The sequence below is a fragment of the Cutibacterium avidum ATCC 25577 genome (assembly GCF_000227295.1).
Lineage (GTDB): Bacteria > Actinomycetota > Actinomycetes > Propionibacteriales > Propionibacteriaceae > Cutibacterium > Cutibacterium avidum.
In genome coordinates, this window is the sequence record NZ_JH165054.1 from 189146 (window position 1) to 201704 (window position 12559).

10 protein-coding genes are annotated in these 12559 nt (G+C 63.4%); 7 read left to right on the top strand and 3 right to left on the bottom strand.

Features of this window, described 5'->3' with window-relative positions:
* Positions 1–294 precede the first annotated feature (294 nt).
* From HMPREF9153_RS00875 to HMPREF9153_RS00890, 4 genes are read left to right on the top strand one after another with little or no spacing between them, the layout of a single operon-like run.
* A complete protein-coding gene (locus HMPREF9153_RS00875; RefSeq protein ID WP_036979890.1) occupies positions 295–2778 on the top strand; it encodes a sodium-translocating pyrophosphatase in 2484 nt (827 codons plus the stop codon).
* A gap of 28 nt (positions 2779–2806) precedes the next feature.
* A complete protein-coding gene (locus HMPREF9153_RS00880; RefSeq protein WP_174266625.1) occupies positions 2807–3562 on the top strand; it encodes an ABC transporter ATP-binding protein in 756 nt (251 codons plus the stop codon).
* The gene (locus HMPREF9153_RS00885; RefSeq protein WP_174266626.1) at positions 3537–4328 is read left to right on the top strand and encodes an ABC transporter permease; all 792 of its coding nucleotides are present in this window, start codon (positions 3537–3539) and stop codon (positions 4326–4328) included. The genes HMPREF9153_RS00880 and HMPREF9153_RS00885 overlap by 26 nt, the downstream gene beginning before the upstream one ends.
* Complete coding sequence (locus HMPREF9153_RS00890) at positions 4325–5206, top strand: COX15/CtaA family protein (RefSeq protein WP_023033489.1); 882 nt, start codon at positions 4325–4327, stop codon at positions 5204–5206. Before HMPREF9153_RS00885 ends, HMPREF9153_RS00890 begins: the two co-directional genes overlap by 4 nt.
* 95 nt (positions 5207–5301) lie before the next feature.
* Here HMPREF9153_RS00890 and HMPREF9153_RS00895 read toward each other — a convergent pair whose 3' ends face one another.
* The 3 genes from HMPREF9153_RS00895 to HMPREF9153_RS00905 all read right to left on the bottom strand — a co-directional run bounded on the left by HMPREF9153_RS00895 (position 5302) and on the right by HMPREF9153_RS00905 (position 9049).
* Positions 5302–6588, bottom strand: coding sequence for a cytochrome P450 (locus HMPREF9153_RS00895; RefSeq protein WP_237726199.1), 1287 nt, complete (start codon positions 6586–6588; stop codon positions 5302–5304).
* A gap of 160 nt (positions 6589–6748) precedes the next feature.
* Complete coding sequence (locus HMPREF9153_RS00900; protein ID WP_004808753.1) at positions 6749–8020, bottom strand: sialidase family protein; 1272 nt, start codon at positions 8018–8020, stop codon at positions 6749–6751.
* Positions 8021–8062: 42 nt separating this feature from the next.
* Positions 8063–9049, bottom strand: coding sequence for a heme o synthase (locus HMPREF9153_RS00905; RefSeq protein ID WP_004808754.1), 987 nt, complete (start codon positions 9047–9049; stop codon positions 8063–8065).
* A gap of 261 nt (positions 9050–9310) precedes the next feature.
* Here HMPREF9153_RS00905 and zwf point away from each other — a divergent pair, with 261 nt between their 5' ends.
* Genes zwf through pgl form a run of 3 tightly spaced genes read left to right on the top strand, consistent with a single transcriptional unit; the run spans position 9311 to position 12558 of the window.
* Positions 9311–10885, top strand: a complete 1575-nt coding sequence (gene zwf / locus HMPREF9153_RS00910) for a glucose-6-phosphate dehydrogenase (protein ID WP_004808755.1) — start codon at positions 9311–9313, stop codon at positions 10883–10885.
* A gap of 9 nt (positions 10886–10894) precedes the next feature.
* Positions 10895–11824, top strand: a complete 930-nt coding sequence (locus HMPREF9153_RS00915) for a glucose-6-phosphate dehydrogenase assembly protein OpcA (protein ID WP_004808756.1) — start codon at positions 10895–10897, stop codon at positions 11822–11824.
* Entirely contained in the window at positions 11824–12558 is a 735-nt protein-coding gene (gene pgl / locus HMPREF9153_RS00920; protein WP_021107629.1) for a 6-phosphogluconolactonase, read from the top strand. The genes HMPREF9153_RS00915 and pgl overlap by 1 nt, the downstream gene beginning before the upstream one ends.
* Position 12559: the final 1 nt, after the last annotated feature.

Consider the following 12559-nt stretch of genomic DNA (forward strand, 5'->3'; position numbering starts at 1 on the left):
CACAGATCATCGACGTCCGATCTGTCGTCGTGAGGAGCCTCGGGAGGACATGCCCTGAGCGCCCATCGAGGATGCTGTTTTCGGCGCCGTCTCGCCCGGGCATGCCGAGCCGCGCTGTACCCGTGAGCGATACTTGCCCGGCGCGGTGACATTCTGCACATCTGGGACCCCGAGTGCTGACAATGCCGTGAACAAGTCATACGGTTAGAAACAAGGCCTGCACTGACGCAGGTGCACGAGAGTTCTCAGGGAAGAGACAGGATCGTGAACACGATTGACAAGGGGTCCTCCCCCATGAAGCGGCTATTTGGCTGCACACTACCCGTACTTCTCACGACCCTCGCTCTAGCCGGATGCGGCTCCAGCGGGGAGGCCAAGGAAGGAGGTGGCGGTGAGGCCAATCTGAAACTGCCCCCTCTCAATGAGCAAGTCGGAAACGTCTCCGGAACGGCACTGCTGTGGATCGGACTGGTGATCTGCCTGTTCGGTCTGGTGTTCGGTCTGGTGACGTACTCCAAACTGCAGAAATTGCCCGTCCACGAGGCGATGCACGAAGTTTCCGAGCTCATCTACGAAACTTGTAAGACCTACCTCAAGCAGCAGGCCAAGTTCCTCATGCTGCTGTGGGCGTTCATCGCGGCGGTCATCGTCGTGTACTTCCTCCTCCTGGAGCACATGGGCGCCAAGGTGCTTATCATCCTGCTGTTCAGCCTCGTCGGCATGGCGGGGTCGTTCGGAGTCGCCTGGTACGGCATTCGCGTCAACACCTTCGCCAACTCCCGTACCGCCCACGCCTCCCTGCGTGGCTCGCCCTGGGAGACCTTCGACATCCCGATGCGCTCCGGCATGAGCATCGGCATGGTCCTCATCAGCGTCGAGCTGACCCTCATGCTCTTCATCATGCTGGTGCTGCCCGGTGATCTCGCTGGTCCGTGCTTCATCGGATTCGCCATCGGCGAGTCCCTCGGCGCGGCCTGCCTGCGTATCGCTGGCGGTATTTTCACCAAGATCGCCGACGTCGGCGCCGACCTCATGAAGATCGCCTTCCACATCAAGGAGGACGACGCCCGTAACCCCGGCGTCATTGCTGACTGCACCGGTGACAACGCGGGTGACTCGGTTGGCCCCTCCGCTGACGGATTCGAGACCTACGGCGTCACCGGCGTCGCCCTCATCACCTTCGTACTGGGAGCCGTCCCGGACCAGACCGAGCAAGTTCAGTTGCTGGTGTGGATCTTCGTGGTTCGCGTCGTCATGCTGATTGCCTCCTTCGTGTCGTACCTCATCAACAACGCGGTCGCCAAGGCGCGTTACGGCAAGGTCACCGAGATGGACTTCGAGAAGCCGCTGAGCTCCTTGGTCTGGATCACCTCGGTCATGTCGATCCTGCTGACCGTCCTCACCACCTGGTGGATGCTCGGCTCGATGGGCGACGGGACGATGTGGTGGAAGTTGTCCATCATTATTTCCTGCGGCACCCTGGCCGGCGCCCTCATCCCAGAGCTCGTCAAGGCCTTCACCTCGACGAATTCCCGTCACGTGCGTGAGGTCGTCACGAGTGCGCGCGAAGGCGGCGCCTCTCTGGACATCCTGTCCGGTCTGGTTGCCGGTAACTTCTCCGGATTCTGGCTGGGCATCATCATCGTCGCTCTCATGGGTGTCTCCTTCCTCGTCTCCGGCACCGGATCCGGTCTGGGCGACATGGGAGCCATGAGCGAGGTCAAGTGGGCTGTCTTCGCCTTCGGCCTGGTGGCCTTCGGCTTCCTCGGCATGGGCGCGGTGACGATCGCCGTCGACTCCTACGGCCCGGTCACTGACAACGCCCAGAGCGTCTACGAGTTGTCGACCATCGAGGAGATCCCGAACGTCTCCGAGGACATCGAGAAGCAGTACGGATTCACCCCCAGGTGGGATGTCGCCAAGCACATCTTGGAGGCTCAGGACGGCGCTGGCAACACCTTCAAGGCCACGGCCAAGCCGGTTCTCATCGGTACCGCCGTCGTTGGCGCCACCACGATGATCTTCTCGATCATCATGATGCTGACCGACGGTCTGTCGAATGCTGCTGAGGTCAACAAGCTCGGTCTGACCCACGCTCCGTTCCTGCTCGGCATGATCGCCGGCGGTGCCATCATCTACTGGTTCTCCGGAGCCTCGATGCAGGCCGTGACGACCGGCGCCTACCGAGCCGTTGAATTCATCAAGAACAACATGCAACTCGATGAGAACGCCACGAAGGCCTCCACCGAGGATTCCAAGAAGGTCGTCCAGATCTGCACCGAGTACGCCCAGAAGGGCATGCTCAACATCTTCCTGGGCGTATTCTTCGCAGCCTTGGGATTCGCCTTCGTCGATCCGTACTTCTTCATCGGGTATCTGATCTCGATCGCTATCTTCGGCCTGTACCAAGCCATCTTCATGGCCAACGCAGGCGGTGCTTGGGACAACGCGAAGAAGATCGTCGAGGTTGACCTGGACGCCAAGGGCACCGAGTTGCATGATGCCTCCGTGGTTGGTGACACCGTCGGTGACCCGTTCAAGGACACCTCCTCGGTGGCCCTGAACCCGGTCATCAAGTTCACAACCCTTTTCGGTCTGCTGGCCGTCGAGCTGGCAGTGTCGATCGGTGCCGGACCGCTCACCTACATCCTCGCTGCGGTGTTCTTCCTCGTCGCCTGCTTCTTCGTCTACCGCTCCTTCTACGGCATGCGGATTGACTCAGCTGGCGGCAACGACGAGTACGGCGCCGTCGCCAAGGAGGCTGGCAGCGGGCTGTGACTGGTGGAAGGGTTCTACACTGGCCGTCGTGCCAGGAACCCCTTTGACCCCGAGTGGTGACCCTCACGCTCCGAGAGAAGCTCTGATTCTCGAGGACGTGAGGGTCACCTTTGGTCGTGTCACGGCCCTTGACGGGTTGAGTCTGTCTGCCGCCACCGGCGCCATCACCGCTGTGCTGGGCCCCAATGGTGCGGGCAAGACGACGATGATGCGCTGCTGCACCTCTCTCGTCTCCCCCGACTCCGGGCGTATCGACGTCCTCGGCCATGCCCCGGGCAGCCCCGAGGCCACCGCCGCCACTGGTCTCATGCCGCAAAGCGCGGGCGCCTGGAGCGGTATTCGGGCCGGTGAGCTGCTGCAGTACATGGCAGGTCTGCATGCCGACCCGATCGATCCCGATCTCCTCATCGACGCCCTGGCGATCACGCCCTTCGTACGCACCACATACCGACGTCTCTCCGGTGGTCAGCAGCAGGCGGTCAACCTCGCTGCCGCCCTGATAGGACGTCCCCAGCTGGTCTTCCTCGATGAACCGACGTCGGGAATGGATCCCCATGCGCGTCACCACACCTGGGACATCATCGAGCAGATGCGACACGACGGGGTCTCCGTCGTCCTGACCACCCACGCCATGGACGAGGCCCAGCGACTGGCCGACCACGTCTGGATCGTCGACCAAGGAAAGGTCGCCGTCCACGGGACCGTGCCGGAACTCACCGCCGAGGCGAGTCTGGAAGACGTGTTCCTGACACACACCAGTGACCGCGCGGCGGGGAGGAACTGACGTGACGACACTAGACCTTCACCCCGCACCGCAAGCGGCACCGGCGGCTGCGCGAATCCGCAATCATGCCCGTACCGAGATTCGTCTCGTGATGCGCAATGGTGAACAGCTGCTGCTGGCCCTCGTCATCCCCATCGGGATCCTCGTCGCCGGACGATTCCTCGGCGACCGAGTCGGACTGACGATGGACCTCCTGGCCCCATCGATCCTGGCACTGGCCATCTGGTCAACCTGCTTCACGTCCCAAGCCATCATGACCGGGTTCGAACGCAGATACGGAGTGATGGAACGTCTGTCCGCCACTCCCCTTGGACGATCGGGCCTGCTGGCCGGCAAGGCGATGTCCTACTCTGTCATCAGCCTTGCCCAGGTGGTCCTCCTCGTCATCGTCTCCTTGATCCTGGGATGGCGTCCCCACGGTTCGGCCTTGGCCTGGCTGCCAGCCCTCGTGAGCGTCGTCCTTGCCATGTCGGCATTCAGTTTCTTGGCCCTGGCGATGGCTGGTTCCCTCAAGGCCGAGGTCACTCTCGGGCTGGCCAATTTGGTGTACATCGTTGGCCTGGTCGCCGGTGCCATCCTGTGGCCGTTCGCTGACTACCCGGAGGCCATTCGTCCCGTCATCGCCGTCCTCCCGACGACCGCGCTCGGGGAATCCCTGCGAGCCTGGGGCGTCGGACAGACTCTCTGGTGGCCATTGGCAAGTCTGCTGATCTGGGCGCTTCTGCTCGGACTACTGGCACGAAAGGTGTTCAAGTGGATCTCATGACCTCCCGAGATCGCCGTTTGTACGGCTGGTGCATCGCCGCTCTCATCACCAACATGGGCATCATCGTCACCGGTGCGGTGGTGCGCCTGACCGGTTCTGGACTGGGGTGCAACACGTGGCCGCATTGCACCGCCGGGACGTTCACGCCCCACGAGGAGATGGGGATCCACTCCTACGTCGAATTCGGCAACCGCCTGCTGACCTTCGTCCTCGTCGCGGTGGCGATCGGCCTGCTCGTCCGCTGCTACCGAGTCCATGTCACGGCCCAGCTCATGGCTTTGGCGTGGATCAACCTCGTGTCCATCGCTCTGCAGGCGGTCATTGGCGGGATCTCGGTGCTGCTCGAGCTCAACCCGTTTGTCGTAGCCCTGCACCTCTTGCTGTCAGTGGCGATCATCCTTGTCGACGTCAAGATGATCTGGTTGGCCGGTCCTCATTCGAGCGAGGCCGTCGACGGGCTGACGATGGGGCTGGTGCGAGCCACCGTGGCGACGATGTGCGTCGTGATGTGGCTGGGAACAGTGGTAACCGGATCTGGTCCCAACGCCGGAGACTCAGGCTCGGCACGAACCGGGTTCGACATTCAGACCGTCGCTCGTCTGCATGGCATCTCAGTGTGGATCACCGTCGCCCTGACGATCGCATGCCTGGCCATTGCCACCACCCGCGGGCTGGCCATGATGCGCCGCTGGAGCATTGTCTTGATGGCCGTCGAGGTCTACCAGGCCATCGTCGGATACTCCCAGTACTTCACCCACCTCAGCCCATGGCTGGTGATCTGGCACATGGTGGGCGTCGCGCTCTCAGCGGCGGCGGTTGGAGCCTTGTGGTGCAGCGTGCGTCCCACTCCTTCACCGGTGCTCAACCGGAAGTCCTGACGACCTTCCTCACGACGGCGGGCGGGCCAGGGAATCGTTCCCTGGCCCGCCCGCCATGTCGTCTGTGCCCGTCGAACGACCAAGCGTGCTCGGCGTCAGTCCTTCTGCACGCGGCCACCACTGCGCGGCCTCGTGGGCATCAGCGTGGGATCGTAATCCAGGTCGCCCGGATCGATGTTGATTCCCGGCTGGCACAGGGCCGAGACGGTGGCAGCCAGCTCCGTGACAGCGACCTTCTCCCCTGGGCAGCGGTGACCGGTGGCGACGTCTCCACCACCCTGCGGGATGAAGGCCTTGATGGCCTCGGCGTCCTCGACACCCAGGAAACGCTCCGGCTTGAAGCGCAGCGGCTCCTCCCACTCGTTCGGGTCGGTGTTCGTGCCGAGTATGTCGATGATGACTCGCTGACCTTCCTTGATCTGGTGGCCTTCCCACTCAAAGTCCTCGCGGGCGAAGGCCGGCAGCATCGGCACGAAGGGGCTGAGACGGCGTACTTCTTGAGCGAAGGCAATGGCGTGCTCGTTGTCCACGAGAGTTCCCGAGGTCTCCACCTCGCGAGCAATGTCCTCGCGGTACTGGGGGTAGAGGACGAGGAACCGGGCGGCGAAGGCGGCAAACCGGCTCACGGCGATCGCGGGACGGGTGGAGTTCTGCAGCTCGATTCCGGCCAGCTTGGCGTCGAGGAGTTTGCCGTCCGTGCCGCGGTAGCGAGCCCACTCGCACAAGGCCGAACCCTCGGGCGCGTTGATCTGGCCGCTGCGCTGCTTCTCAATGAGACCGGCAGCCCACTTGTCACAACGAGCACGGTTCACCCAGGCCAGCGTGTGTCCGACAGGCATGTGACCGAATCCCTCGACGATCTGACCGAGGCGCTTGGCCCACGGATCGAGGTCGACGTCGCTGCCGGGAACTCCGGCCCACTTGAGGACGGCGCGACCGTAGGCCACCACGGTGTCGTCGTAGACGTTGCCCTCACGACGGCCCCAGGTCTCAACCATCTTGCGCATCTCGTCCTCGATGAGTGGCTTGAATCGCTCGATCTGAGCATCGTCGTAGACCACCTTGACGAAGTTGGCCTTGCGGGCCAGATGCACGTCGTCGTCGGTGCCGTGAACAGCTCCAGCTCCAAAGAGCGGGCCGCGCACGGGAAGAGGCATGGCCTCCTCGCGCATCATGCGCTTGGTGTTGTAAAAGAGGTCAACCCCCTTGCTGCCACGGACCAAGGTGGCCGGCTTGCCCATGAAGGTGAAATCAATGGGGCATCCGTCCCCGGCCTTACGGCCCTTCGACGCCCGCAGCCTCTCCTGGAACAAGTAGCCGTCGGCAAGCAGCTTGGCCGCCTGGTCGACCTTCGTACCCAGAGTCGATCGAATAGTTGACATGGTGGGCATAAATACTCCTCGGGTCGCGTGTTCACGTGGTGTCACAGCCACCTTGTTTCCAGCGACGTTACCGGACGCAGCGGTACGAGGGTGCCGAAATACGCTCCTCTCGATGAGGGCCAGAGGCAAGGTCCGACCCGGGGCGGACGCTGGTGACTGGTCACACTCCGACGTTGGGCAGAGCAGTGGGATGCACGTGCGGTCGCTCACCGAGATCGTCGGCGTCCTCTGCGTCTTCGGGTTCCGGGCAGACGGAATCCAGCCAACCAGTCGTCAGCGTGGCGAAGTGGATGCCGTTGCGCTCCCACGCCACTCCGAGGCGTCCGTCGGCCTGCACCACAACGGTCGTGTATCCGACTTCACCGGGCATGTAGAGCTGATGAGTGGGCCAGGTTCGTCCGTCATCGCAGGAGACGGAGAGGGTGGCGTCCACCCGGTCAGTGGCGTGACACGAATTCGTGAAGAGCAGAACGCGAGCTCGAGCGCAACCTTCGTGGACGTTCGGGAAAGCACGAAAGATCTGGCCATTGTTGGTGGGATCCACGAGGTCATCGACCAGGGACACCACTCCCCACGTTTCCCCACCATCATGGGAATAAGCCACCTTGCGGTGTCCGGAACGATTGGCGTCGCGCGAATTGAGCATGAGAATTCCGTCGGAAAGCTCGACGACCTTGTTCTCATCCATCATCTGGCCCACGGGTTCCCCGGCCTGCCACGTGACCCCGTGATCGTCGGAGTAAATGGACTGAGCCTGCTGTCCTGCGGCATTGCGCACTGTCATCTGCGCGACGAGGCGTCCCTGGTAACGGCCGTGGAGGATGGCGATCCCCTGTCCTGACGCGACGAACCGGCTCGTCGTGGTCGAGTCGGTTGTGATCTCGTCGGTGATGTCGCGATGGGTCCACGTGTGGCCGTTGTCGCGTGAGGTCGACACCTCGACGTGGAGGACGTTGCGGTCGGTTGGGTCGGCCCCTGCCTGCGAGTCGCCGAATCCCCTGTCGTACGAGATGACGTGAAAGTTGTGGATTTCGGCAGTGGCGTTGTCGACGAGGTAACACGGATCGGAATATCCCACCTTGGCAGATCCGGGAACTCCGCCATGAATGACGGTTTCAGACTCCCATGAACGGCCGTTGTCACGCGAACGCCTCTGCACGACCGAATTAGGGTTGGGCGCGTCGTCCGCGCTGTCAGGACGACGGTCGAAAGCGATCAGCAAGTCACCGTTCGGTGCGCAGGCTAGGGCCGGAATCCGGTGGAACAGACCACCACCGTTGGCAGCGATGTCGACGGTCGGCCCCATGGTCATCTCGGCAGGACCCGCGACGATCAGGTCAGGGGGAAGCGTTGGCATGGCCGTTGGCCACACGTGCTCGGTCCGGGTGGGTAACACCCTGCGAGCGATCCTCACGAAAACTCCTGTATTCATCGATGGCCTCGCCGGGTCGTGGCTAGCCGACGCCACTGACCGTCACAGATGGATGAGCGGATCGATCGCGATGGCCAGGAAGAGCAGGGACAGATAGGTGTTCGACCAGTGGAACAGGCGCATCGGCTTCAACAGAGCGTCACGTAGACCAGCGTTGGCACGCCGCAGTAGCTGGATGGCCTCGAGGATGAAGACCGCACCTGCGAGTACTGCGACGCCGCCGTAGACCCACCCCATCTGGGCCACCGGCCACAACACCAGGGAAATCGCAACGGTGGCGACGGTGTAGACGAGAACCTGGATGGCGACCGCTGGTGCCCCCTTGACCACCGGGAGCATCGGCACACCGGCGGCCTGGTAGTCCTCACGGTAGCGGAAGGACAATGCCCAAGTATGCGGCGGGGTCCAGAAGAAGACGACGAGGAAGAGAACGAGGGGCTCCCAGCCGACACGTCCGGTGACGGCTGTCCAGCCGATGAGGGGCGGGAAGCATCCAGCGATACCACCCCAGATCGTGTTCTGCCAGGTACGACGCTTGAGGAGCATCGAGTAGACGAAGACGTAGAAAAGGTTGGCAACCAGAGCCAGGACGGCCGACAACCAGTTCGTACCGAATCCCAACACGAGGGTGGCCACGACACCGAGGACCACTCCGTAGATCAAGGCACTCCGACGCGGCACCTGATGGCGCGGCAGGGGGCGACGCCGAGTCCGGCGCATCTTCTCGTCGATGTCGGCGTCAATGACGCAGTTGAAGACGTTTGCGCCCGCCGCAGCAAGCAAACCACCAAGCATCGTCGCGACAGCCAGCCCGAGCTTGGGCAACCCGTGGGACGCCAGGAACATCACTGGCAGGGTCGTCACCAGAAGCAGCTCAATGATGCGCGGCTTGGTCAAGGAAATGTAAGCACCCACGACGTCGCGGGCCGACAGTCGGGTACGTTCCTGCGTCTGCTCCACCTTCGTCTCGACAGGGTCGGGACGCTGCGAGGCTGGCGCCGTCGCCACGTGCGTCGTCTGGTTGCTCACGGTGTCCTTCGAAATCGGAAGATGTGCTGAGACCGCCTCTGGGCGTGGTACACCCGTGAGACAGGGTGTGCCGCGAAAGGTCGTCCTCACGATTTTAGGCTTTCCTGCCCAGGATGTCCTCATCGTCGAGTGCGGCAACGGGACATATCCGTCCGCCTGTCGCTGAACACGGTAACCAGCCGAACAGCTCGACCGACTACCGTTGGGCTGGTAGAACCTCAGTTCCGCATCATGACAACCGGTTTCGGAAGGACGGGTGAGGTGGCGGGTCGAGACGCTTCAGGAAGCGCCACCAGGGCGACCAGTAGGCTGCGCGGCGATCGCATCAATCCGTTACGCGATCCAGCCGACCGCAGGCTGCCCCGCGTGGCGGGCCCGTGCGTCCTGGTGATGTTCGGTGTCACCGGCGACCTCTCACGCAAGAAGCTCATGCCGGCCGTGTACGACCTGGCCAACCGCGGCCTGCTGCCACCAGGGTTCGGGCTGGTGGGATTCGCCCGACGCGACTGGAAGGACGAGGACTTCGCCAAGGTCGTTCATGACGCGGTGGCCGAGCACGCTCGTACCCCCTTCCGCGAGGAGGTGTGGGAACAACTGCTCGAGGGAATCCGGTTCGTTCGCGGCGAATTCGACGACAACCAAGCCTTCGAGCGACTGGCAGGAACGATCCGCGAGCTCGACGAGGAACGCGGAACGGGCGGCAACCATGCCTTCTACCTGTCGATCCCGCCGAAGTCCTTCGAGTCCGTGGTGAGCCAGCTCAAGCGCCACGGCATGACCGGCTACGACTCCTCCCACTGGAGCAGGGTCGTCATCGAGAAGCCCTTCGGCCATGACCTGGAAAGCGCGCGAGATCTCGACGAGATCGTCGGGAGCGCGTTCAGCCCGGAGTCGATCTTCCGCATCGACCATTATTTGGGCAAGGAAACCGTCCAGAACATCATGGCGTTCCGGTTCGCCAACCAGATTTTCGAGCCCATCTGGAACAACCATTACGTCTCCCATGTCCAGATCACCATGGCTGAGGACATCGGCATTGCGGGGCGAGCGGGGTACTACGACGGCATCGGGGCTGCCCGTGACGTCATCCAGAACCACCTGCTACAGCTCATGGCCCTGACCGCCATGGAGGAGCCGACGAGCTTCGACGCCGAGCAGCTGTGTGCCGAGAAGACCAAGGTTCTGGCCGCCATCCAACCCCCTGAGGACATGGCCACCCAGACCTGCCGCGGGCAGTACGTTGCCGGTAGTCAGGGAGGAGAACGGGTACGCGGATACCTCGAGGAGGACGGCGTCGATCCGCACTCCCGTACCGAGACCTACGCAGCCGTCCGGCTGACCATCGACAACCGTCGGTGGGCAGGAGTGCCGTTCTACCTGCGCACCGCCAAGCGGATGCCGAGACGGGTCACCGAGGTGGCCCTCAACCTGCAACGAGCCCCACACCTGCCGTTCTCCGACACTGCGGCCCTGGGCACCAACGCCGTCGTCCTGCGAATTCAGCCCGATGAAGGAGTCACCCTGCGCTTCGGCGCCAAGGTGCCGAGCACCCAGATGGAGATCCGCGACGTCACGATGGACTTCGCCTACGGATCTTCCTTCACGGAGGCAAGCCCAGAGGCTTACGAACGGCTCATCCTCGACGTCCTGCTGGGCGATCCGCCGCTGTTCCCCCAGCACGAGGAGGTCGAATTGGCGTGGAAGATCCTCGATCCGGTGCTCGACTTCTGGACAGAGTCCGACACTCCCCCGTGCGACTATCCGTCCGGCAGCTGGGGTCCGTCCGAGGCTGACGAGATGATCGCCCGGGGCGGCTTCGCCTGGCGCAGACCCTGAGGAGGAGACATGATCGTCACACTCAACGACACCACCGCGTCGAAGATCGGCGCCGCCATCGTGGAGGCCCGTCGCACCGTCGGGTCCGGTTCCGGATTGGTTCACACCCTCATCTGTGTCTGCGATTCCTCCGACTTCGACGCCGCTTTCGATGCTGCCCGAGACGCTGCTCGTCAGCACCCGTCGCGTCTTCTCATGGTGGTCACGACCCGTTCCCGCAAGGACAAGCTCGACGCCGAGGTACACGCTGGCGAGGGAACTCCCGGAGAGGTCATCGTGCTGCGGTTCTCCGGAGCCATGGCCAAGCGACCGGCCTCGGTCATCCTTCCGCTGCTACTACCGGACTCCCCCGTCATCGCTTGGTGGCCCTTCTCGGGTCCCGACGATCTCGCCGCTGATCCCGTCGGAGCCCTGGCTGACCGCCGCATCACTGATTCGGCCGCTGACAAGGATCCCTGCAGGACGTTGGCACGACGTGCCGCCCATCTGTCGCCAGGCGACTCTGACCTCTGCTGGCCTCGCACCACGGGATGGCGAGCGCTGGCTTCCGCTGCTCTGGATCAGCATCCCGCCACCGTCAGGGCTGCCCGGGTGGAATCGGCCGCCGGCAACGCACCGGCCATGCTGCTGGCAGCCTGGTTGGGGCTCCAGCTCGGTGTTCCGGTGGAGAGGGTGTCCACGGATGCCCCCGGAATCTCGGCCATCGTCATGTCGACATCCGGCGGCGACATCGAGATTCGACGCCGCAGCGGTCGGTATGCCGTCTACCGGATTCCGGGTGAACCTGCTCGTGGTGTGGCCCTGGACCGCCGTGAGGTTCAGATGCTCATCGGCGAGGAGCTTCGCCGCCTGGATTCCGATGAGGTCTTCACCGCTGTCATGGCCGAGATTCACGACGGAGCTGGCCGTGTCTCGTCGACGAGTGATGGGGATGAATGATGACGAACCGACGACTCATGCGATACCGATCCGCCCAAGGACTGGCTGAAGGCGTTGCCCACCGTCTCGTCCAGACCATCGTCAAGGTGCAGGCCGACCAGGAACGCATCGACCTGTGTCTGACTGGGGGGCGGATCGCCAATACCGTCTATGCCGCGATGGGTGACGTTCCCGAGTGCACCCAGATCCGTCCGGACCAGTTGCACGTGTGGTGGGGTGACGATCGGTTCATCCCCACCGGCCACCCCGACCGTAACTCCCTGCAGGCCCTGCCTCTGCTGTCGGCCGCCATCCGGCTGGACCCCTCGAAGACCCACGTCATGCCGGCCGCCGATGGCAAGGCCGATCCCGACGAGGCCGCCTACTCCTACGCCCAGGAACTCAGCGACGTGGTCTTCGACATCTGTCTGCTCGGAATGGGCCCGGACGGCCACGTCGCATCACTCTTCCCGGGCCATCCTTCCTTCAATCCCACGACGACCGCACTGGCTGTCGGCGTCACGGATGCTCCGAAGCCCCCGCCGGACCGTCTCTCGGTGACGATGCCGGTCATCAATCGGTCGAAGCGGGTGTGGTTCCTCGTCAGCGGGTCGGAGAAGGCAGACGCCGTCGAGAAGGTCTTCGCCGGGGATGACTCCCTGCCGGCCACCTGGGCCAACGGCACGATCGAGACGAGTTGGATGGTCGACCACGACGCCTCGATCGGGTTGCCGCGGTACAACTGCTCGCTCTGAC

What these genes read in the sequence shown, in the direction of transcription:
- HMPREF9153_RS00875 (WP_036979890.1), top strand. Translation starts at nt 295, where the DNA reads ATGAAGCGGCTATTTGGCTGCACACTACCCGTACTTCTCACGACCCTC.
- HMPREF9153_RS00890 (WP_023033489.1), top strand. Translation starts at nt 4,325, where the DNA reads ATGACCTCCCGAGATCGCCGTTTGTACGGCTGGTGCATCGCCGCTCTC.
- HMPREF9153_RS00895 (WP_237726199.1), bottom strand. Translation starts at nt 6,588, where the DNA reads ATGTCAACTATTCGATCGACTCTGGGTACGAAGGTCGACCAGGCGGCC.
- HMPREF9153_RS00900 (WP_004808753.1), bottom strand. Translation starts at nt 8,020, where the DNA reads ATGAATACAGGAGTTTTCGTGAGGATCGCTCGCAGGGTGTTACCCACC.
- HMPREF9153_RS00915 (WP_004808756.1), top strand. Translation starts at nt 10,895, where the DNA reads ATGATCGTCACACTCAACGACACCACCGCGTCGAAGATCGGCGCCGCC.
- pgl (WP_021107629.1), top strand. Translation starts at nt 11,824, where the DNA reads ATGACGAACCGACGACTCATGCGATACCGATCCGCCCAAGGACTGGCT.